Here is a 20,753-nt window from a genome sequence, read left to right as displayed (position 1 = left end):
TTGAAGATCTTGGAGAAATGGCCGGAATGCAGCACCAGCAGGCCCATGCCCTCCCAGACGCGCTTGGCGACACGCTCGACGACGATGTCGGAGACCGCGCCATGATCCTTGTGGCCCCACCAGGTCAAGACGTCGGTCTCGGCAAGCCGGGCTTCGCTCAGCCCATGTTCCGGCTCCTGCAGCGTCGCCGTCGTCGCGGAGATGGCAGGATCGGCATTCAGCGCATTGGCGATCGTCGTGTGCATGCCCTCGGGATAGATGCCGCGGACGATTTCATTGATATTTTCGTGGATGTTTTCACCCCACACAACGGTGCGAATGGTCACGTCGTTCTCTCCTTGTCGTAAAGCGGATCGAGTCTTGGGAGGAACATCGATCCTGGGAAGGTCAGGCAGCCTGCATAGATTGACGCTCGAGCGCCCGGCCCGAACGGTCGAAACGGTGGACATGGCCGGCAAGCGGGGCAAGGCCGAGCATCTGGCCCGGCTCGTGGCGGGAGACGCCGGCCTCGCGCACGATGAGCGGCTCGTCCGTTCCGATATCCACATAGACGAAGCTGTCGGAGCCGAGGATTTCCGAATGGACGACCGTGCCGCTCCAAACCGGCGAGTCGGACGTGATGCGAATGTGCTCCGCACGTACGCCGATCGTATGGCAGCCATAGGATTGCGCCAGTTCGCCCGACAGAAAGTTCATTTTCGGCGAACCGATGAAGCCGGCCACGAAGAGCGAGTTGGGGCTTTCGTAAAGCTCCAGCGGCGTGCCGATCTGCTCGACGACGCCGTCCCGCAACACACAGATCCGGTCCGCCAGCGTCATGGCCTCGACCTGATCATGCGTCACATAGATCATCGTCGTATTGTGCATGCTGCGATGAAGCTTGGCGATCTCAAGCCTCGTCGCGACGCGCAGCGCCGCATCGAGATTGGACAGCGGCTCGTCGAAGAGAAAGACCTTGGGGTCGCGGACGATCGCCCGGCCGATCGCGACGCGCTGGCGCTGACCGCCGGAAAGCTGCCGCGGCAGACGCTCCAGATAAGATGAAAGCTGCAGCATGCCGGCCGCCTGTTCAACCCGCTTGCGGCATTCGTCCTTGCTGCGTCCCGACAGTTTCATGCCGAAAGCCATGTTGTCGAAAACCGTCATATGCGGATAGAGCGCATAGGACTGGAACACCATGGCGATCCCCCTCTTCGAGGGCGCTTGCCGGTTCACCATCACGTTGTCGAAGGCGAGCGTTCCCGACGTAATGTCCTCGAGGCCGGAGATGAGCCTCAGCAGCGTGGACTTGCCGCATCCCGACGGCCCCACGAACACCATGAACTCGCCGCGGCGGATGTCCATCGTCACGCCCTTGATCACCTCGAAAGCGCCGAAGCTCTTGCGGATGTTCTCCAGTCGGATTTCTGCCATGTCCTACTCCCTCAACCTTTGACGCCGCCGGCGGTCAGCCCGGAAATGATGCGGCGCTGGAATATCAACACGAGCACCACGACAGGCACGGTGACGATCACCGATGCCGCCATGATGTTGCCCCAGGGGATCTCGAATTCGCTGTTTCCCGAAAGCAGGGCGATGGCCACCGGGACGGTTCGCTGTGTATCCGACGATGTGAATGTCAGCGCAAAAAGGAACTCGTTCCACGCGGTGATGAAGGCGAGCAGCCCAGTCGTCACCAGTGCCGGCCACATCAACGGCATGAATACCTGGGTGACAATGACCCATGGCGAGGCGCCATCGACGATCGCCGCCTCCTCGATCTCGATCGGCAATTCGCGCATGAAGGTCGTCAGCACCCAGACGGTGAAGGGCAGCGTGAAGATCATGTAGGAAAAGATCAGCGCGAAGGGCGTGTTGAAGATGCCGATCCAGCGAATGAGCTCGAAGAGGCCCGCAAGAACCGCGATCTGCGGAAACATCGACACCGAGAGAATGGTCAGCATCAACAGCGCCCGCCCGCGGAAGTGCACCCGCGCCAAAGCGAAGGAAGCTGTGACCGAAAGCAACAGCGACGCCGAAACCACGATGCAGGCGATCATTGCGGAGTTTGCCAGACTGCGGACGAACCCGCCCTGGCCCATTACCGATGTGTAGTTGCCGAACGAGATCGAGGTCGGCCAATAATCGACCTGGAAAAGCGCCGTGCCGGTCTTCAGGCTCGTCAGGATCGCATAGTAGAACGGAAAGACCGCAATGATGACGATAATCGTGACGAGCAGGTAGAAGAGCGTATTTCTGGTGATCGACAGCAGCATTAGCGTTCCTCCCCGCCGAGCCTGACGCGGCCGAGCCAGATATAAAAGACGGTGACGGAGGCGATGATCAGGAAGAGCACCGTCGACGCGGTGGCGCCGTAAGCGAACTTGTCGAAGTCGAACAGGTTCTCCCGCGCCATGACCGACATGGTCTTGGTCTGTGCATTGTTGGGCGTCAGAACATAGATCAGATCGAAGATGCGCATCGCATCCAGCATCCGGAAGATCACGGCAACCATAATGGCCGGCCGGATCAGCGGCAGCGTCAGACGCCAGAAGACCTTGACCGGATTGACGCCGTCGATCTTGGCAGCCTCGTATATGTCTCCCGGAACCATCTGCAGCCCGGCAAGGATCAGAAGCGCCATGAAGGGCGTCGTCTTCCAGACGTCGACGATCAGCACGGCCACCATCGCCGTCTCAGGATTGGCGGTCCAGGCGATCTTTTCGCTGATCAGGCCGAAGCCGAGCAGAATGTCGTTCAGGATGCCGAACTGGTCGTTGAGCATCCAGGCCCACATCTTGGCCGAGACGATCGTCGGGATCGCCCAGGGAATGAGGATTGCGGCCCGAACGATCCCGCGCCCGACGAAGCGTGCGTTCAACACCAGCGCGACGATCAGCCCAAGCATGGTTTCGAGCACCACCGAAAGGAGGGTGAATTTGGCGGTGTTCCAGACGGCTTTCCACCAAACCGGATCGGCAAGCAGCCCGCGATAGACGGTCTTTCCGCTCTTCAGCGTCACCCACGACAGATAGTTGTCAAAGCCGACGAAGCGAGCATTGCCGAGATCGTTGAGCGATGCATTCGTAAAGCTGAAATAGATCGTTCTGAACAACGGCCATCCCGCGACGATCGCCAGGATCAGCAGCGTCGGCGCCAGAAACATCCAGGCCGATCGAACCCGCTCGGATCGCAGCTCCGTAGAGGTTCTGAGAGCGGAAATCCTTGGTTCAATTGCTTGCGAAACTACGATTTCAGTCATGAAACGCCTCTCCCGTTCGCTCGTTCGAAACCGGGCCGGCGGCTACACAGCCGCCGGCCGGAATCTTACCAGGCGTCGCCCTTGAGGGTCGTGAGGTCGGCTTCGAGAAGCTCGAGGTTCTCGGCAGCCGAGCCGCTGCCGGACAGCGTGTTGTGCACCGCCGTCCAGAACTTCGAAGACACTTCGTTATACTTCACCTTTGCCGTCGCCGAAGGACGCGGCACAGCATCCTGGAAGATGGGTTTCCAGTTCGGCATGAAGGGCTGCGCGGCGGCAACGTCCTTGTCGTCATAAAGCTCGCTCAGCGTCGGCAAGTTGGACAGCTCGATGGCGCGCGCCTTTTGAACGTCCTTCGACGCCAGGAACTTTACCAGCGCGACGGCTGCTTCCTGCTTTTCAGAATATTTGGACACCGCCAGATTCCAGCCGCCAAGCGTCGAGGAAGGCTTGTCGCCGGCCGCCGCAACCGGCAGCGTCATCACGTCGAACTTGCCCTTCACGGCGCTGTCGGCGCCATTGCCGAGGGCATAGGCATAGGGCCAGTTGCGCATGAAGACGGCGTTGCCGGTCTGCCAGACACCGCGCGATTCTTCTTCCTGATAGGCGAGCACGCCGGGCGGCGAGATCGTGCCAATCCAGCCCTTGGCGCGTTCAAGCGCAGCCGCCGCCTTCTCGTTGTTGATTGAGATCGTCCCGTCCGGCTCGACGATCTGGCCGCCGCCCGAAGACTTCACCCATTCCAGCGCGTTGCAGGTCAGCCCTTCATAGGAATTGCCCTGGAAGACGTAGCCCCAGAGGTCCTTTTGTCCGGCCTGGCGTTCCTTCTCCTGAACTTCCTTGGCGGTCGCGGCCATCTCGTCCCAGGTCTTCGGCGGCTGCTTGCCATATTTTTCAAGCAGATCCTTCCGATAAAACAGCGCCGGAGCATCGGTAAACAACGGCAGCGCCACGAGCCGGCCATTGACCGTCTGCGAGGCGATGATCGACGGGAAGAACTGGCCGGCCACGTCCTTGGTGGCTTCCTTCAAATCCACGAATTGATCGGCGAGCTGCGGCGCCCAGATGACGTCGGTCTGATAGACGTCGATGTCCTTGTTTCCGGCGGCAAGCCACAGGCGATATTGGGAGAACTGCTCGCTGCTCGATGACGGCATGGTGACGAGCTTGACCTGATTGCCGGTCTCCTTCTCGAAAATCGCCAGCTGCTTGTTGAGAAATTCGACGTTCTTTCCCGTGGTGTTGGCGGCAAACGAAATCTCAGCGGCACGGATCGGACCGGCGACCGCGATGGCCACACCGAGCGCCGACAGACCTAATGCAAACTTTTTCATGATCTCCTCCCAGAAATTGAAATCGATTTGGCCCGCAGACAATTGCAAAAGGTTCCGGCGCCGTCAAGCCGCCAAATTGGCACTTTTTAGTTGTTCACACCGACGAAAAATGCAGCTTTAAAGGCAATTCAAGGCTTACCCACGCCTGACTTCTCGGCAAATGAATTGAAACCGTTTTCAATTATCTTCGAATTGGCACTTGGCCGTTGCGCATCGTCAACGCATCGTCCATTGATTTCCCGGACAAAGAAGACACCGATGAAACTTCGTGAATTTGCAAAGCAGCTAGGGCTTTCTCCGACGACGGTCAGCCGTGCACTCAGCGGCTATCCGGAGGTGAGCGAAGCCACGCGTGCGCGTGTCGCAACCGAAGCAATGCGGCTCGGCTATCGTCCCGACATCAATGCCGTGCGCCTAAAGACCGGACGAGCCGGAGCGATCGGCGTTATGATGGGACGTTCGGGAGAAATTCATTTCGCTGAATTCGTGTCGGGAATGGCGCAGCGCCTGGAAACGGCCGATACGGATATTCTCATCACGCCCATCACCGCACACAATGATGACGACGAGATCCAGGCCTATCGACGCCTGGTCGAAAGCCGCCGGGTCGATGCAGTGATCATTCATTCGCCACGCCCCCAGGACCCTCGGATCGAGATGCTGAACAGCCTCGGCGTGCCTTTCCTGGTTCACGGCCGCTCGGAGACCGAGCACGTTCATGCCTGGCTCGACATCGATAATGAAGGTGCCGTGCGCAGGTCCACCGAACACCTGCTCGATCTCGGGCACCGCCGCATCGCCATGATCAACGGCCTCAGGGGCAAAACCTATTCGATCCATCGCGAACAGGGTTTTCGGCTCGCCCATCAGGAACGTGGGCTCACCGCCGATCCCAACCTGATGGTGTGCGACAAGTTCTCCGACGAGAGCGGCTTTCGCCATGCCCGCTCCTTCCTCGAGAGAGCGAATGCGCCGACCGCCATCGTCGCCGGTTCCACGATGACGGCGCTTGGGGTTTACCGCGCCGTCCGCTCGCTCGGAATGACGGTGGGACAGGATGTTTCCGTCATCGCCCATGACGACGTCTTCCCTTATCTGACGGCCGAAAACATGGTGCCGTCGCTCTCGACAACGCGATCCTCCATGCGTGCCGCCGGCACACGCTGCGCCGAACTGGCGCTGCAGCTGATCGCCGGACGCGCCGCCGAGGAGATCCATGAATTATGGCCGGTCGAACTGATCCTGCGGGAAAGCACCGCGCCGCCGCGCTGACTGGGCAGTTCCTGTCGCCGCAACCTTTCGTCCAGCCCGCCAATCGGAGTGGAAACAGCTGAGTTGACCGGATGAGGCAACGGCGCAACCGCGTTGCAGCTGAAATCCATCACCCAGCATGTCGTCGTACCCCGCCATTCGCCCGCACGAGCGCCATCAGCATCGGACCGATCGCAAACTCGCCTCTCTCGGTCCTGCGGGTGAGATCGCGGAGATAGCCGCCCGGCGAATTGATATGCCCTCCCCTCTCCAGGATGCAGGCGATCACGGTGGCGGCGTTTTCCGGCCCCATGCCGGCACAGGCTTCCTCATAGGCCGAGGGGCTGACGCCGAGCATCGAGCGCACGACGACGGCGGCCGACATCAGGTCGCGCCAATTGCCGATCGCGCCACCCGGCCCATAATCGAGAATGGCAGGGCAGGCCTGCAGAACGAGGCCGAGCGGGAAGGATTTCAGGCCGTGGCCGGCGACCGCCGCAGCGGCATCCGGCATCTTGCCAGCAGGTCCGGCGAAAGGCTTCGGCGGTTTCAGCCTTCGCACTTCCGGCGGTTCGGCCATCCCATCGTTGTTTGCCACCGCCGTTTCGCCCTGCTTCGTTTCGAAGCTTGGTTCAAGTTCATAAATGGAGTCGGGGTTTGAATTGTGTTTGTGGCGCTCAATTTGAGACTCATTGGCGTCTATTTTTTCTCTTTTAATGTGTCTTTCCAGCAGGTTGACGGCTTCGTCGCGCAGCAGGCCCATCTCGTCGAGCAGCGAGGCCAGTGCTTCAACGCTCGCCACACGCGGAATCCTGGCGACAAGATCGCGGAACATCATCGTCATCTGCTCCCAGTCGCCGGGAACCACTTCGTCGATGGCCGTGGAGATCAGCTTGGAGATATCGCGCCGGCAGACCGTCAGGCGTTCTCTCGTCGCCCGCAGCAGCTCCCGGTCGGCAATCGCCTGGGCCGCGAGGTTTTCGATTTCGACGGCGCGGGCCAGAAGCGGCGCGACGCTGAAGCCGAAGGCCTCGCCGATCGCCCCTGCCCTGTCGCGGCGGGCATAGCGCTTCCCATTCGGGCTGTCCTTGCGCAGGATCAGGCCGGCCTCGACCAGGACGGCAAGATGGCGCCGAAGTGTGGCCGGCGTCATACCGCGGGCACGCAGCGAAAGCTGCGCGTTCGAGGGAAAGACGATCAGGCCCTTCTCCTCGGAAATCTCGTCATCGGGATAGAAGGTCAAAAGCGCATCGAGCACCGTCAGCGCCCGGTCGGTCACGCCGAGCGCCGGCCGCGCTTCGCAGATCGCCCGGAACAATTTCCACTTGCTGCGTTTCATCCCCGGCTCGATCGTCTCGGCCAGCTGCTGGCTTGCCAGCATGCCAAGCGACATCGGCCGCCGCCCGAAGGGCGTCGTCACATATCCACTCTCCATTGCCTTCACCTTCGTTCAGGCAAAAGAAAACCGTCCACCACTTTGGTGCCTAAGACGCTTGACTGTGATTCGTGGAAATGCGATTCTCGATGTGCTTAAGATCTGAGAAGGGCTTCCACGACGGCGTCGTTGGGGGCCTTTTTCTTTTGCGCGCTACGCTCCTCTGTGCTTTTTGAACTCCTGGAACAGGCCCTGCAGCCTTTCCTGGACGAATTGATCGAAACCGGGCGCGGTCTTGCCGTCGAAGACGAATGTCGCGCCGGATGCTGTCTTCTTGATCGTCACAGGCACGCCGCTGACTTCGGATTTGGCCGCCGCCGGCTTCGGCGCCGCTTTCTTCTTCGCCGCCAGAGCAAATGCCTTATGAAACCGCTCGTCGCTCGACATCCTGCGCGCGTCGTCCGCGGACAACTCGGCAATGATCTTGCCGATATCGGCGCTCTCGAGCTGCTCGCCGAACTCCAGCCACCGCCGGCGGCCGATATCGGGTGCCGCGCCAATGGCGTTGATGAGCTCCAGGGGAACCTGGCGCATGACGATCAGCATTCTCGACAGCGCCGCCTTATCGACGCTGAGAGCGGCCATGATCGTATCCCGGCCGAAGCCTCGCTCTTCGAGCCGCGACGCAAACAGCGCGCGCTCGATATAGGAGAGGTTGGTCCGGGCGCTGTTTTCCTGTCCCTGGCTGACGACCAGCTGGCCGTCGGTGAGATCGCGGACGACCGCGCGCACCCGGATGCCTATCGCTTTGGTGGCTGCCAGACGGCGATGGCCGTAGGCGACCTGATAGCGTCCCTTGGTTTCGGGGTGCGGACGCACGAGAATCGGAACTTGCTGCCCATGCTCGCGGATCTGCTCGACGAGATCGGCCAGTTCCGCCGCGTCGATCGCAAGGCGGTCGCTGACGAAGGAAGCGTCGATCAGGCCAGGATCGAGCTCGACGATCATCTGGCCCGCTGCAAGCTGCCGTTCCAGCTCGCTCGCCCGCTCCATCTTCTCGGTGATATTGCCGAGCGTCTTCGTAATGCCGCCGACCGGCGCGCCGACACGCTCCTGCGGCACGAAGCCGGCGATCGGGCGATTGTCGCGCGGCGCGACCGCTTCCACCCTTGCCGGGCTCGGAGCAGAGATTTCGATCAGGTTCTTGCGCGCCATTTCTATCTTCTCCCCCAGGTGGAGCGAAGATGCGCTTCGATCTCACCATTCACGAGGTTCAGCGACTCCAGCGCCCGGTCATAGGTTCCGCGCGTGAATTGCGACCGCTCGACCTCATAGAGGGTCTGCTTGGTGACGCCGGCGTCGGAGACCGCCGTCGATTTGACCATGGCGTTGTGGAGCATGCGATTGCCGAAGATCGCCCGCATGAAGCCGGTCATCTGGCTTTGCGGCCCGTCATTCGGTTCGAACCGCGTCACGAGGTAGCGCATCCAGTCATAGCTGGTGCGCCCGCCGGCCTTCTCGACGACCGACATCAATTCGCTGGTCATCGTCAGGAACTGCGACATCGACATGACGTCGAGCATCTGCGGATGGACGGTGATCAGAACCGAGGTCGCGGCGCAGAGCGCCGACATTGTCAGGAAACCAAGCTGCGGCGGGCAGTCGATGACGACGACGTCGTAGAGACTTTCGATGTCCGTCAAGGCCTCGCCGATCCGGGCAAAGAACATCGTCTCGGCCGTGCCCGAGGCCATGGCCTTCGGCGTCTCGTGCTCGAATTCCATCAATTCGAGATTGCCGGGGATGAGATGCAGGTTCGGGGTGTAGGTGGCGCGCACGATGTCGGCGATCGGGCGTGGATCCTCATAGCGGATCGCGCCGTAGATCGTCTCGCCCTCGCCGACGTCGAATTCCGGCTGATGGCCGAAGAGCGCCGACAGCGAGGCCTGCGGATCGAGGTCGACGGCGAGCACCCGGTAGCCCCGGAGCGCCATGAACTGCGCGAAATGGGCGGCGGTCGTGGTCTTGCCCGAGCCACCCTTGAAATTCATGACGGAAACGATCTGGAGCTTTTCGCCTCCCCTGCGAGCCGGCACATATTTCGGCGTTCCGTTGCGCTCGTCGAGGACGCGGCGGATCCGGTCCATATCGGTTGCGCTGTAGAGCCGCCGTCCGTTTGCCAAAGGATCCGGACCATGACCGTCGGCCGCTACCTGCCTGAGATAGCCTTCGCCGATGCCGATGAAGGCTGCGGCCTCGGCCGGAGAAAATGTCCTGATCGTCTTTTGCGACAGCGGGGGAAAGATTTTGGCCTGATGCTGCTGAAGTTGATAGGATAACTCCTTGGCATCCGTTGCCAGAAGCGACGGGAGGTGCTCTTGATCATCTTGAAGAGCAAGACTCGGCTGCATGATCTTTTTCCCAAGTAACTGCGCAAATTTGAACGAAAGCGCTTCAGTTGCGCAGTTACTATATGCCGCGATTCGTGACCGAATTACAAATGCTTAACCAAAGCAGGCCTCGAGGCATGCCAAACCAGCCCGCAAATCCAGCGAATTAGCCGACAAACAGGCAGGTGATTCGCACCGGCCCGAGGTTCTGGCAGACAAGGCCGATCTCCTCTTTATGCACATGAAATTCATTGATTTTCACAATGCCGCGACGAGCCGGAAATAAAGGCTCCGCTCGGCTATTGCCCATCATCCTTCAGATAGTTCTGGCCGTTGAAGAGATTGCCCTTGCCGGCCTTCCTCCAGCCGGAATCGGGCTCGGGCAGCGTCACCGTCAGGCCGCCGATATCGGTGGGCGCAGCGAATGCGAGCGGGCAGGAAAAGAGGCAAATGAAGCCGAGTACGAAGGCTAGGGCCGATTTGCTCCATCCAGTATACCTGCTGCCCATGCGCCCTCCCCTCCCGTTGCGGCAATCGCCGACGAGATTTGGAGCCGCTCAAAAGCTTTTCAACCCGGAGCTTCCATGAAGATTTCCTGAACCTCGCGCAGATTGCGCACAACTACGCCTCAGGAACCGGCGTAATCAATTTCAACGAGGGGAAATGGCTGCGATAACGGCCGACATCTCGTGTCAGCAGCGGCAATTGCTGTACGGCAGCATGAGCACCGATGAAAAAGTCGGGAAGCACGCCGGTACGCGTCCCGCCAGCCTTGCGAGATTGCGTGAACACCTTACCGGCAAGAAACAAGGCGGGCTTGGGTATAGGCCTGAGGTCGAGGCCAGCTTCTTCTACAAAAGCCTCCAGCGCCTCGATCCTTTCGTATCGAACCGCAAGTTCGGCATAGATGACATCGTTGATCAGCAGTGGTCCTTCGATACTCGCCGCTTCGAGCTGGGCGACGGGCCAATCCGACCACTTCGGGTCGTTGGTCACGAGGTCCAGGATCACATTGGTATCGACGAGCGTCACGTTTCGCCGCGCGTCAAAGCCATGATGGCATCCGTATCGAGGCCCTCGCCAGCATGGCCGCGCAGTTTCTCAAAGCGGCTGGCTGGCCGCTTCTTGTCGGCGCGCGTCAGAACCACGCTGCCGTCGGCAGCACGATGAAAATCGACTTTGCTGCCTGGAACGATGCCGAGCAGATCCCGGACAGGCCGAGGGATGGTCACCTGTCCCTTCGCAGTAAGGGTTGTGGCCATAGCGAACGCCTTGTAATACTCTTTTGACAGAAGGTATTACTTCAATGGATGACTTTCAAGACGGCCGCTAAGCCGCCATCGATTGGTAGAGCCAGTCGGACAGCTTCTCACTCGCCAAGCGCGCGCCAACGCCCGGAAGCAGCACATCGTCCGTCAGTTCGACGCCGAAATAGGAGGTGGACCGATCGGTGATCACCTGCCGGCCGTCTTCATTTGCGGCGAGATAGATCCGGGCGATTTCGTCGATGCCGAACTGTTCCGGGCCACCGATCTCGACGATATCGCCCGAGGGCCTGCCCGCTGTCAGTTCGGCAAGGAATGCGGCGACGTCGTGGGCCGCGACCGGCCGCATGAAGGCCGGCGGCAGGTGGAGCACGTTGCCTCTGGCACCGATGTCGATCAGTCCGTTTATGAACTCGTAGAACTGGGTGGAGCGAAGGATCGTGTAAGGTCTGCCCGCAGCCCGGATGAGATTTTCCTGCACCATCTTGGCGCGGAAATAATCGCTCTCCACCAAGCGCGGCGTGCCGACGACCGAGAGTGCGAGATAGTGCCCGACATCGGCTTCGGCCGCCGCGGCGAGCAGATTCTTCGTCGAGGCGCTGAAGAAATCCAGGGCCGAACTGTCACCGAACGATGCGGCGTTGGTCACATCGACGACGGCCTCGGCTCCCGCCATGACCGCTTCCAGGCCCTTGCCGGTTACCGTGTCGACGCCGAGCGACAATGACGCGGCCGTGACGTCGTGGCCCGACCGGCGCAGCTTTGCCGCGAGTTCAGTTCCGATAAGCCCGCTTGCTCCAACGACGGTGATTTTCATGCCGGCATCCTCTGCTTCATCTCGTCCGTACGCCTCGCGCGGATCGACAATGGCCGCAAAGCCGCACGCCTTCCATCATGCCCGAGGTCCGGCGCCCTGGACGCAGGGCGTAGCAGAGCCAGACCGAAGTCTAGGACGCCTTATCGGAAAAACAGGATTGCGCGCTCGCCCGAAAATTCCCGGCTACATTCCCGCGCAATGCATGGGTTTCCATGAGTTGCGGTTGTGGTGCGGCGGGATTACGGTTTGAGCATGAGCTTGCCAGCGCCGAAATCGACACAGACTGCTGTAGGAAATGCTGACGATCCCCTGGCCTTCTCTGCCCGGCAGGAGCGGTTGCTGAGAAGCGTCTGGTCGCATCGTCCCCGCTTCCTGCATCTGGCGCTCTTCTTTCTCGGCTATGTCCTTGCCTGCGGCTTTGCACAGTCGCTCGCAATCGTGCCGGGAACGGGTATCTCCATCTGGCCCCCGGGCGGGCTTTTCGTCGCGACACTCATCCTCGCCCCCCGGCGTAGCTGGCCATGGTGGATCCTGTCCGGCTGCCTGGGGGAGATGTTCGCCAATGCCCTGTGGTTCTTCAGTCCAGTCCTGGCCGCCTTCCTGATCTATGTCGGCAACGCCCTTGGAGCGGTGGTCGCGGCATGGCTGGTCAACCGGACGCTGAAGCAGCCGGTTCGGATGGAGACTTTGCAGGAGGTTCTGACCTTCGTCATCCTGGCCGCCGGCATTGCGCCGATCGTCAGCGCGACCATCGGAAGCGCCACATTGGCCTGGTTCGCGATCCAGTCGCAATCCTTCGCGACCGCCTGGCCCCTATGGTGGGTGGGAGACGCGACCGGCATCCTGATCGTCGCGCCGCTGGCGCTGGTCCTCTTCCATAGCTGGCGCGGCAAGACGCAGCTGTCGGCCGCGCAATGGGTGGAAGCCGGCGTGCTGGGCCTGATCTTTCTCGGCGTCGCGGCTCTGTCGCTGAGCGGCTATCTACCCTTCGCCTATATCATCATGCCGCCGCTTCTCTGGGCCGCGGTCCGCTTCGAGTTCAAGGGCGCTGCCGTCTCGCTCGCTCTGCTGGCCCTGATCACGGCGATCTTCACGATCACGGGCGTCAGCCAATCCGCCGGCGATCCGGAAGCCCAGAGGCACAGGCAGATCATGCTGCAGCTGTTTCTGGCGATCTCGGCCTTTTCGGCGCTCATCGTCGCGGCCATTTCCAGACAGCACCAGCTGGCGGTGCTCACATTGCGCCAAAACGTCGAGACCTTGCGCGACCGGGAACGGGAACTCTCGCAGCTCGTGGATATGGTGCCGAGCCATGTCTGGCGGCTGACGCCCGAGGGCGTGCCGACCTTCTTCAACAGGCGGATGGTCGATTTCCTCGGCATCGATGTGGCGGATATGGACAGGCCCGGCATCAGCCGGCTGGAGGCGCTTCAGGCCGCCGTCCATCCCGATGATGCGGCAGGCTTCGGCAACGCGCTTCGCCATTGCCTCGCCACCGGCGAAAACTTCGTCATGCGCTATCGGCTGCGCCGCGCCGACGGCAGCTACCGCTGGATGTCGAGCCGTGCCGAGCCGATGCGCGACGAAGCCGGAGACATCGTCCAGTGGTACGGGCTTTGCCATGATATCGACGATCAGGTGCATGCCGAAGAGGCGTTGCGGCGAAGCGAGCAGCAGCTCCAGCAGATGATCGATGCCGTGCCTGTCCGCGTCTGGAGCGTGGAGCCGGCGGGCGGGTCGATGTATTTCAACAAGCGTTATCAGGATCATTTCCGCTCCGTCATCGCCGATTTCGACACTCGCGGCGAGCCGCGCATCGAAGATCTGCTGCAGCAGCTAATTCACCCCGAGGATGCGCCCGACGTCCAGCGAACCTTGCAGAACTGCTTCGAAAGCGGCGGCGGCACGGCGATGCGGTTTCGCTGGCGCGAACAGGACGGCGTCTATCGCTGGGCCGAATGCCGCGTCGAGCCGCGGCGTGATGATGACGGCAAGGTCGTGCAATGGTACGGCGTTTCGCTCGATATCGACGAGGAGGTGCGCGCGCTGGAGACCCTGCGCGAGCGCGAACGCGAGCTCTCGCAGCTCGTGGACATGGTCCCGGTCCAGATCAGGCGCCTGACGCCGAAAGGCGAGCCGGTCTTCTTCAACAAGCGGCTGATCGACTTTTTCGGTGTCGATGTCGGGGATATGGACAGGCCGGGCATGAGCCGTCTCTCGTCGGTCATCCACACACTCGTCCATCCCGACGATGCATCGAGACTGCTGGAGACGGTCCAGCGCTCCCTCGTCACCGGCGATCCCTTCTCGATCAAATACCGCATGCGCCGTTTCGACGGAGCGTATCGCTGGGTCGACGGCCGGGCCGAGCCGCTGCGGGATCAGAACGGCGCGATCACGCAATGGTATGTCATATCGGTCGATGTCGACGACGAGATGCGCGCGCAGGAAGCGCTGCGCGACCGGGAGCGGGAGCTTTCGCAACTGGTGGACATGGTTCCGAGCCTGCTCTGGCGGCTCGATCCGCAGGGCAATCCGACCTTCTTCAACCAGCGCCTGATCGATTTCCTCGGCGTCGGCATCGCCGATATGGAAAAGCCGGGCGTGAGCCCGCTGGCCGCACTCATCGAAGCGGCCGTCCATCCGGACGATGCCGCCAGCCTCGCCGAAGCGCTCGAGCATTCCTTCGTCACCGGCGAGCGCTTCTCGAAACAGTATCGGCTGCGGCGCGCCGACGGCGTCTACCGCTGGGTGAAAGGCAGCGCCGAACCGTTGCGGGATGATAATGGCCGGATCGTACAATGGTACGGTCTCTCGCACGACATCGACGATCAGCTGCGCACCGAGGAGGCCCTGCGAGAGAGGGAACGTTCGCTCTGGCAGATCGTGGAGACGCTGCCGGTCATGATCGATTGCGCGGCTCCTGACGGAGAGCCGGTCTATCGCAATCCGCAGCTTCGCGACTTTCTCGGATACAGGCTCGAAGATCTCGACGGAACCGGCAAATCACGGCTCGCCGGCACGCTCGATGCCGGCGTTCATCCGGACGACCTCGCCGACGTCAAGGAGAAATACGCCCTTTCGCTCGCCACCGGCGAACCCTATGCGCGCAAGCATCGCCTGCGGCGGTTCGATGGCGAATATCGCTGGGTCGAGACGCGCGCCGCGCCGATGCGCAACGCCGAGGGCGCGATCGTGCAATGGAACGTGATCTGCCTCGATATCGATGGCGAGGTTCAGGCGCAGGAAGAGCTGCGCCTGACGCAGGAAGGCCTTGCCCGGGCAAGCCAGGCGGCGAGCCTAGCCGAGCTTTCCGCTTCCATCGCCCATGAGGTGAACCAGCCCCTGGCAGCCGTCGTGGCGAATTCTCATGCCTGCCAGCGCTGGCTGATGGCCGAGCCGCCGAACATGGAGCGGGCGCAGAGAACGGTCGAGCGCATCATCCGGGACGCCAATTCGGCCGCCGAAGTCGTCAGCCGCATTCGCGCCCTGTTCAAGCAATCCGCAGATACGAGAACTCAAACGACGCTCTCCGGCATTATCGACGAAGTGCGCAGCCTCATGGCCGACGAGGCCTGGCGGCGGCGCGTTCGCATCGAGGCCGATGTCGACGCCAATCTGCCGCTCGTCGCCATCGACCGCGTCCAGATCCAGCAGGTTCTGATCAATCTCATCCGCAACGGCATCGAGGCGCTGGACGTGGCAACGAGCGACAGGGTGGTCGAGATACGCTCACGTCACATCGGCAATGCCGTCCAGACCGAGGTCAGCGACCTCGGCCGCGGCATCGAGTCTCCCGAGAAGATGTTCGAGCCCTTCTTCACCACGAAGCAGAACGGCATGGGCATGGGGCTGGCGATCTGCCGCTCGATCGTCGAATTGCACGGCGGAAGATTATGGGCGGAGAAGAACGAACCGCGCGGAGCGACGTTGATCTTCACATTGCCCGTTGAAGTGAAGGCGGCGCCATGAAGGCCGACGACCATATTGTCTTCATCGTCGACGACGATGAACGTATTCGCGAGGCGCTTGGCGAGCTGCTGGCCTCGCACGGCATGCACGCCGTCGCCTTCGAGTCCGCCGGCGATTATGTCACGGCGGACAAGCCGGATCGGCCTGCCTGCCTCATTCTCGATATCGAGCTGCCCGATATCAACGGCCTCGACCTGCAGCGGCAGATCGCCGATGGCGATCATCCGCCGATCGTCTTCATTACGGGACATGGCGACATCCCCTCCTCGGTGCGCGCGATCAAGCGCGGCGCGGTGGATTTCCTCACCAAGCCGTTCAGCGACGAGGATCTCATGGCGGCAATCCACGCGGCTCTCGCCCAGGATCGGGAAAAGAGAGCCGAGCGCGCCGAACGCGACATGCTGAAACAGCACTACCTCGACCTGACGCCGCGCGAGCGCGAGGTGCTGCCGCTCGTCGTCAGCGGCCTGCTCAACAAGCAGGCGGCAGCAGAACTGGGGATCAGCGAGGTCACGCTGCAGATCCATAGAAGAAACGTGATGCAGAAGATGGCGGCGGCGTCGCTCGCCGACCTCGTGCGCATCGCGGAGAAACTGGAAATACCGATAACCCACTCGCGCCGAGTGGGAGGGAATTGAACATGAACAAGACAAGACATGTCGTGGCAATCGTCGATGACGATCCGAGGCTTCTGGAATCGATGGGCGACCTGCTGGAATCGGCCGGCTATGTCGCCCGCAGCTTCTCGTCGGCCGGCTCGCTGCTCGTCAACGGGCTGTCGGACCTCGACCTGCTCATCACCGATATCGGTATGCCCGGCATCGACGGCTTCGAGCTTCGCGACCTTGTCAGGAAATCGCGTCCGGAGCTGCCGGTCTTCCTGATCACGGGCCGCCACGAGATCGCCGATCAGGGCCGCGCTCAAGGCGCCGGCGGTTTCTTCCGCAAGCCTTTCGATGCCCAGGCCCTGCTCGCGGCCATCGCCAATGCTTTACACAAATCAAGAGATGGAGGGTGACATGAGAGTTGACCAGCCGTTCGTCCGGAGATCGGCGCCGTTATCAGTGCAGCGCGGATGTGAGGAGGATCAGCCGCTCGTCATCATCGTGGATGACGACGCACCCCTTCGCGAGGCATTGTCGGAGCTGATCCTGTCGGCGGGTTTCCAGCCGGTCAGCTTTGCCTCGACCCGCGAGTTGCTCGATGCGGATATATTGGACAGGCCCGGCTGCCTGATCCTCGATGTGCGCATGCCGGGGGCAAGCGGTCTTCATCTGCAGAGCCATCTCGCCGAAAACGGCGTCGTCAAGCCGATCATTTTCCTGACAGGGCACGGCGATATCCCGATGACCGTGCAGGCGATGAAGGCCGGTGCGGTGGATTTCCTCACTAAGCCGGTGCGGGATCAGACGCTGCTCGATGCCGTGACCGCAGCCATTGCCATGGACTGCGAGCGACGGGCGGAAGCGGCGATCGCCAATCGCAACATCGAGCGGCTGGAGACGCTGACGCAGCGCGAGCGCGAGGTTCTCCATGAAGTCGCCCGCGGACGGCTGAACAAGCAGATCGCCTTCGATCTCGGCATCAGCGAAGTGACGGTCAAGCTGCATCGCAGCAATGTCATGCACAAGATGGAGGTTGGCTCGATCGGCGAGCTGATCCGGGCATGGGAAACCCTGCCCGCGCAAATGCGCCAGAGCGGCTCGCGCTAGCTCAAGCCTCAAGCGCGATCCGAGGTGCGTAGGACGCCGGTCCTCGCGCATAAGCTGCCGCCGCTGTCCAATTTTTGCGAGTCCTATCCGATTCGCGCCAAAAACGACCACGCGGCGCCGGCAATGGGTTTCGGCATCTCACCCATGCGTTATCTCTAAATTAAAGCTCGGGGATTTGCCTGGTTCCCGCCTTTGGTTCCCTAAAGGAGATCTCGCCTTGAACAATCAACCGTCCGCCGCGCCCTCCCCTGAGGTCAACCCCTTCGACAACGAGGCAAATCTCCTGTCGGCCATGGGCAATGCCAAACGGCTTCACATCCTGCATCTGTTGGGCGAGGGCGAAATGTCCGTCTCCATTCTGGCCGACGAAGTGGGATTGAGCCAGTCTTCGACGTCCCAGCATTTGGCGATTCTCCGAGAACAGGATCTCGTACAGACCCGAAGGGCCGCCCAGACCATCTACTATTCGCTTCAATCCGGCGCGGCGAGAGCCGTGCTCGATACGCTCGCCGACATCTTCGGATCGCACCATCGCACCGTCGTCGAGCGCGTGCAGGCCGTAAACGCCTGACGAAATGACGGAGCACTGCTCTTGCCGCCATCCCTGATGAACGTTTGATGTACGCCTCCTAGACCAGGGTGTGATTACGTCTCCATCGCGCTTGGAGATAATGGACCACATCAGGAACGGTCAGGAGGAGACGCCATGAACATGGACAACATCTCCCGCGTCGACCGCGTCCCGACAAGCTGATTCCCTCGCGCCATGCGCTCAGGATCGGCCAACGGCATGGAGATGATCATGGACGTCTATGAGGCAGTCACAAGCCGGCGGTCGGTGCGCGGATTCAAGAACCAGCCAGTGGCGAAGGAGATACTCGAGCGGGTGCTCTCCGCCGCGGCCTGGTCGCCATCGGGATCGAATATCCAGCCGTGGAATACCTACGTGATGACCGGCGCGCCGCTCGCCGAACTCAAGACATCAGCCGTCGAGCGCGTGGCTCACGGCACCGCTTGGGACAAGCGGCAATACGAAATGTATCCGTCCGCGCTGAAGACCCCGTATGGGGAGCGCCGATCCGCCTTCGGCAAGGAACGCTACAGCGCGCTCGGCATCGCGCGCGAGGACTGGGAGGCGCGCCAGCGGGCAGCAATCGCCAACTGGAACTGCTTCGGAGCGCCGGCCGCCCTGTTCTGCTACATCGACCGTGAGCTGGGTCTGCCCCAATGGGCCGACGTCGGCATGTATCTGCAGACCGTCATGCTGCTGCTGCGCGCCGAAGGCCTGCACAGCTGCCCGCAGATGGCGTGGTCACAGGTGCGCGAGACGGTGGCGGAGGCCTTGTCGCCCCCGGACGGGCTCATCCTCTTCTGCGGCATGTCGATCGGGTACGAGGACCCCGCGGTCAATTTTGTCCGTACGGGCCGCGCCCCTCTCGCCGAGACGGTCACATTCGTCGGCGACTAGCGGCTTGCGCCGAGAGCACCAGAAATTCCTTATGATCCTTGCGGGAGAACGCCATGACCACGCTAAAGTAGGCTATCTCATCGGGAGCCTCGCCAAGGGCTCGATCAATCGCAAGCTCGCCAAGGCGCTGGTGCGCCTCGCCCCGCCGGAGCTTGAAATGTCGGAAATATCCTTCAAGGAGCTGCCGCTCTACAGCTATGACTATGACGCCGACTTCCCTCCGGCCGGCAAGGCATTCAAGGCTGATATCGCGGCCGTCGACGCCGTGCTGTTCGTCACACCCGAATACAATCGATCCATCCCCGGCGGGCTGAAAAACGCGATCGACTGGGCGAGCCGCCCCTACGGCACCAACTCCTTCACACGCAAGCCGTCAGCGGTCATCGGCACATCGCCGGGCGCCACAGGCACGGCAGTCGCCCAGCAGAATTTGCGCAGCGTGCTCAGTTTCTGCAACTCTCCCCAGATGAATGCTCCGGAAGCATACATCCAGTTCACGCCGGGCCTGATCACCGATGACGGCGAGGTCACGAACACCGCCACCGCCGATTTCCTCCGCACATTCATGCGAGACTTCCATACCTTCATCGCAAGGGTCCGCTCGGTGCTGCCGAGAGATGCCTAGCAGGCTGCTGACCTGGTCTGTTCTCCGTGGCAGCCAGATAGCCTGCCATGATGGTGCGCCGGTCACCCGAACATTTCGGTGAAATGGAATTTGTGGGCCTATGGGAATGTCCGCACGCCATTCCGTCGCCCTTGGTCTCGCCCGCACGATCTTGATCCCGTCCCTGACCTCGAGGCGGCCGAGGTCGTGGACAATCGATCGGCGTGAACACGCGGTTGCGCTTCGTTCCCGCTGGCCAGGCAGTGACCGCTGCGGACAACGACCAGCTTTCCGCACCATCGGCTATTTCGAACGCATCACGCCGTACTCTTTCTCTTCGGCATCGAAAATCGAACCGGCAGCGTCACACGCCATCGAGTTGTCGCGGTATCTTTCGCGAATATAGTTTTCGCTCTGCTCCATCGCCTGGAACTGCTCCTTGTAGTCTTCCGAGGCGCGCAATTGCTCAAGGGAGCGCCCGCTCCAGGCGATGACCTGCTTGACCGCGGCCTCGTCCACCTTCCACCATTCGCACGGAGTCCGGCGATAAAAGTCCGCCACGGCTATAGCCGAAGCGCCCCAGGCGGCGCGGCTGTCCGGCTCCATGGCGAGGCTCGGGGACGGTGCGAATATTGCCGGGACTATCGCCAACAGGAGCAATAGGCGTGACCCAAAGAACATGCAGGATCCATTCCAGTAGCAATGCGGCCTGATCATCTGTTCAGGGGCGCCCGGCTTCGAGTTCAATGACCGCGGCCCCACGGCCGTCCAGCCCGCGAAGGCTTACCTTCGTCCCATCGAGCGCTTGCGCCCGGACAACGCGCCGTCCACCGTAAGAGATTGAGCCACTAGCTTCTTGAACCCCATGGCTGAACACGAGGGTGATCGTGTCACCGGCATGCATCACGGTCTCGGGCGCGGTCACCGACTCGAACTCGTCAATGTCTCCGGGACTCCGCAGCACTTCTTTCGGAATCGCGAACCGCTGTCCCCTGAAGCGCACTTCATAGTGATAGGCAGTCCCGACGGACAGATGATGGATTCGAACGTAGTAGATCTTCCAGGGCGACGGACGGCTCTCGTACTGGAGCGTACGCTGCGCGCCGGAACAGCCGGCAAGTGTCCCCAGCATCAACAAGGGGATCCCCAGCCACGGCCAAGAGATATTTTGCCAATTTTTCATAGGTGCTTCTACTGCGGATGCCGCGCCGAGTTTAGAGCATGATGCCGAAAAGTGTGAGCGGTTTTCGGACGACATCCTGCTCTAACTCTTTAATTTAGAACAGGATTCGGATTTTAGGCCGAGCGGGCCTAAAATCACCTGTTC

The 20,753-nt window shown here is 61.5% G+C and carries 22 protein-coding genes; 8 read left to right on the top strand and 14 right to left on the bottom strand.

The features are described 5' to 3' along the window. From CO670_RS27785 to CO670_RS27765, 5 genes are all read right to left on the bottom strand, one after another. On the bottom strand, nucleotides 1–326 hold a 326-nt coding region (locus CO670_RS27785; protein ID WP_176539036.1), incomplete at its 3' end, for a ThuA domain-containing protein. A gap of 61 nt (nucleotides 327–387) precedes the next feature. After that, nucleotides 388–1,413, bottom strand: coding sequence for a sn-glycerol-3-phosphate ABC transporter ATP-binding protein UgpC (gene ugpC / locus CO670_RS27780; RefSeq protein ID WP_097593188.1), 1,026 nt, complete (start codon nucleotides 1,411–1,413; stop codon nucleotides 388–390). A gap of 11 nt (nucleotides 1,414–1,424) precedes the next feature. Further along, complete coding sequence (locus CO670_RS27775; RefSeq protein ID WP_097593187.1) at nucleotides 1,425–2,255, bottom strand: carbohydrate ABC transporter permease; 831 nt, start codon at nucleotides 2,253–2,255, stop codon at nucleotides 1,425–1,427. Next, complete coding sequence (locus tag CO670_RS27770) at nucleotides 2,255–3,241, bottom strand: sugar ABC transporter permease (protein WP_097593186.1); 987 nt, start codon at nucleotides 3,239–3,241, stop codon at nucleotides 2,255–2,257. The genes CO670_RS27775 and CO670_RS27770 overlap by 1 nt, the downstream gene beginning before the upstream one ends. A 65-nt stretch (nucleotides 3,242–3,306) precedes the next feature. Then, nucleotides 3,307–4,572, bottom strand: coding sequence for an ABC transporter substrate-binding protein (locus CO670_RS27765; RefSeq protein ID WP_097593195.1), 1,266 nt, complete (start codon nucleotides 4,570–4,572; stop codon nucleotides 3,307–3,309). Nucleotides 4,573–4,830: 258 nt separating this feature from the next. Between CO670_RS27765 and CO670_RS27760 the strand changes: the two genes are divergently transcribed. Continuing rightward, entirely contained in the window at nucleotides 4,831–5,844 is a 1,014-nt protein-coding gene (locus CO670_RS27760; RefSeq protein WP_097593185.1) for a substrate-binding domain-containing protein, read from the top strand. A gap of 109 nt (nucleotides 5,845–5,953) precedes the next feature. On the opposite strand, the gene repC is transcribed toward CO670_RS27760, so the two are convergent. From repC to CO670_RS27725, 7 genes are all read right to left on the bottom strand, one after another. Continuing rightward, complete coding sequence (gene repC / locus CO670_RS27755) at nucleotides 5,954–7,258, bottom strand: plasmid replication protein RepC (RefSeq protein WP_097593184.1); 1,305 nt, start codon at nucleotides 7,256–7,258, stop codon at nucleotides 5,954–5,956. A gap of 153 nt (nucleotides 7,259–7,411) precedes the next feature. Then, a complete protein-coding gene (gene repB / locus CO670_RS27750; protein ID WP_097593183.1) occupies nucleotides 7,412–8,413 on the bottom strand; it encodes a plasmid partitioning protein RepB in 1,002 nt (333 codons plus the stop codon). 2 nt (nucleotides 8,414–8,415) lie between these two features. Then, the gene (repA, locus tag CO670_RS27745) at nucleotides 8,416–9,609 is read right to left on the bottom strand and encodes a plasmid partitioning protein RepA (protein WP_097593182.1); all 1,194 of its coding nucleotides are present in this window, start codon (nucleotides 9,607–9,609) and stop codon (nucleotides 8,416–8,418) included. Between the two features lie 278 nt (nucleotides 9,610–9,887). Beyond that, complete coding sequence (locus CO670_RS27740) at nucleotides 9,888–10,097, bottom strand: hypothetical protein (protein WP_097593180.1); 210 nt, start codon at nucleotides 10,095–10,097, stop codon at nucleotides 9,888–9,890. A gap of 112 nt (nucleotides 10,098–10,209) precedes the next feature. Then, nucleotides 10,210–10,620, bottom strand: coding sequence for a type II toxin-antitoxin system VapC family toxin (locus CO670_RS27735; RefSeq protein ID WP_097593178.1), 411 nt, complete (start codon nucleotides 10,618–10,620; stop codon nucleotides 10,210–10,212). Next, nucleotides 10,617–10,850, bottom strand: a complete 234-nt coding sequence (locus CO670_RS27730) for an AbrB/MazE/SpoVT family DNA-binding domain-containing protein (RefSeq protein WP_097593176.1) — start codon at nucleotides 10,848–10,850, stop codon at nucleotides 10,617–10,619. The genes CO670_RS27735 and CO670_RS27730 overlap by 4 nt, the downstream gene beginning before the upstream one ends. A gap of 67 nt (nucleotides 10,851–10,917) precedes the next feature. Beyond that, the gene (locus CO670_RS27725; protein WP_097593174.1) at nucleotides 10,918–11,670 is read right to left on the bottom strand and encodes an NAD(P)H-binding protein; all 753 of its coding nucleotides are present in this window, start codon (nucleotides 11,668–11,670) and stop codon (nucleotides 10,918–10,920) included. A gap of 339 nt (nucleotides 11,671–12,009) precedes the next feature. On the opposite strand from CO670_RS27725, the gene CO670_RS27720 reads away from it, so the two are divergent. The 7 genes from CO670_RS27720 to CO670_RS27690 all read left to right on the top strand — a co-directional run bounded on the left by CO670_RS27720 (nucleotide 12,010) and on the right by CO670_RS27690 (nucleotide 19,447). Then, the gene (locus CO670_RS27720) at nucleotides 12,010–15,642 is read left to right on the top strand and encodes a PAS domain-containing protein (RefSeq protein WP_097593193.1); all 3,633 of its coding nucleotides are present in this window, start codon (nucleotides 12,010–12,012) and stop codon (nucleotides 15,640–15,642) included. Then, nucleotides 15,639–16,280, top strand: coding sequence for a response regulator (locus CO670_RS27715; protein WP_088685893.1), 642 nt, complete (start codon nucleotides 15,639–15,641; stop codon nucleotides 16,278–16,280). Before CO670_RS27720 ends, CO670_RS27715 begins: the two co-directional genes overlap by 4 nt. A gap of 2 nt (nucleotides 16,281–16,282) precedes the next feature. Continuing rightward, nucleotides 16,283–16,660 carry a response regulator gene (locus CO670_RS27710; protein WP_097593173.1) on the top strand — a complete coding sequence of 126 codons (378 nt, stop codon included), beginning with the start codon at nucleotides 16,283–16,285 and terminating at the stop codon, nucleotides 16,658–16,660. A gap of 1 nt (nucleotide 16,661) precedes the next feature. Next, nucleotides 16,662–17,354, top strand: a complete 693-nt coding sequence (locus tag CO670_RS27705) for a response regulator transcription factor (RefSeq protein WP_097593171.1) — start codon at nucleotides 16,662–16,664, stop codon at nucleotides 17,352–17,354. Nucleotides 17,355–17,571: 217 nt separating this feature from the next. Continuing rightward, entirely contained in the window at nucleotides 17,572–17,925 is a 354-nt protein-coding gene (locus CO670_RS27700; protein ID WP_097593169.1) for a metalloregulator ArsR/SmtB family transcription factor, read from the top strand. Between the two features lie 231 nt (nucleotides 17,926–18,156). Continuing rightward, nucleotides 18,157–18,822 carry a nitroreductase gene (locus CO670_RS27695; RefSeq protein ID WP_097593167.1) on the top strand — a complete coding sequence of 222 codons (666 nt, stop codon included), beginning with the start codon at nucleotides 18,157–18,159 and terminating at the stop codon, nucleotides 18,820–18,822. Between the two features lie 31 nt (nucleotides 18,823–18,853). Then, nucleotides 18,854–19,447, top strand: a complete 594-nt coding sequence (locus CO670_RS27690; protein WP_097593166.1) for an NADPH-dependent FMN reductase — start codon at nucleotides 18,854–18,856, stop codon at nucleotides 19,445–19,447. Between the two features lie 282 nt (nucleotides 19,448–19,729). Here CO670_RS27690 and CO670_RS27685 read toward each other — a convergent pair whose 3' ends face one another. Continuing rightward, nucleotides 19,730–20,032, bottom strand: a complete 303-nt coding sequence (locus tag CO670_RS27685) for a hypothetical protein (protein ID WP_141502415.1) — start codon at nucleotides 20,030–20,032, stop codon at nucleotides 19,730–19,732. Between the two features lie 115 nt (nucleotides 20,033–20,147). Further along, the gene (locus CO670_RS27680) at nucleotides 20,148–20,609 is read right to left on the bottom strand and encodes a hypothetical protein (RefSeq protein ID WP_097593163.1); all 462 of its coding nucleotides are present in this window, start codon (nucleotides 20,607–20,609) and stop codon (nucleotides 20,148–20,150) included. Nucleotides 20,610–20,753: the final 144 nt, after the last annotated feature.

The organism is Rhizobium sp. J15 (genome assembly GCF_002531825.1).
GTDB lineage: Bacteria > Pseudomonadota > Alphaproteobacteria > Rhizobiales > Rhizobiaceae > Rhizobium.
The sequence above is the reverse complement of the archived record's forward strand: the minus strand, read 5'-3'. Positions and strand labels throughout refer to the sequence as shown.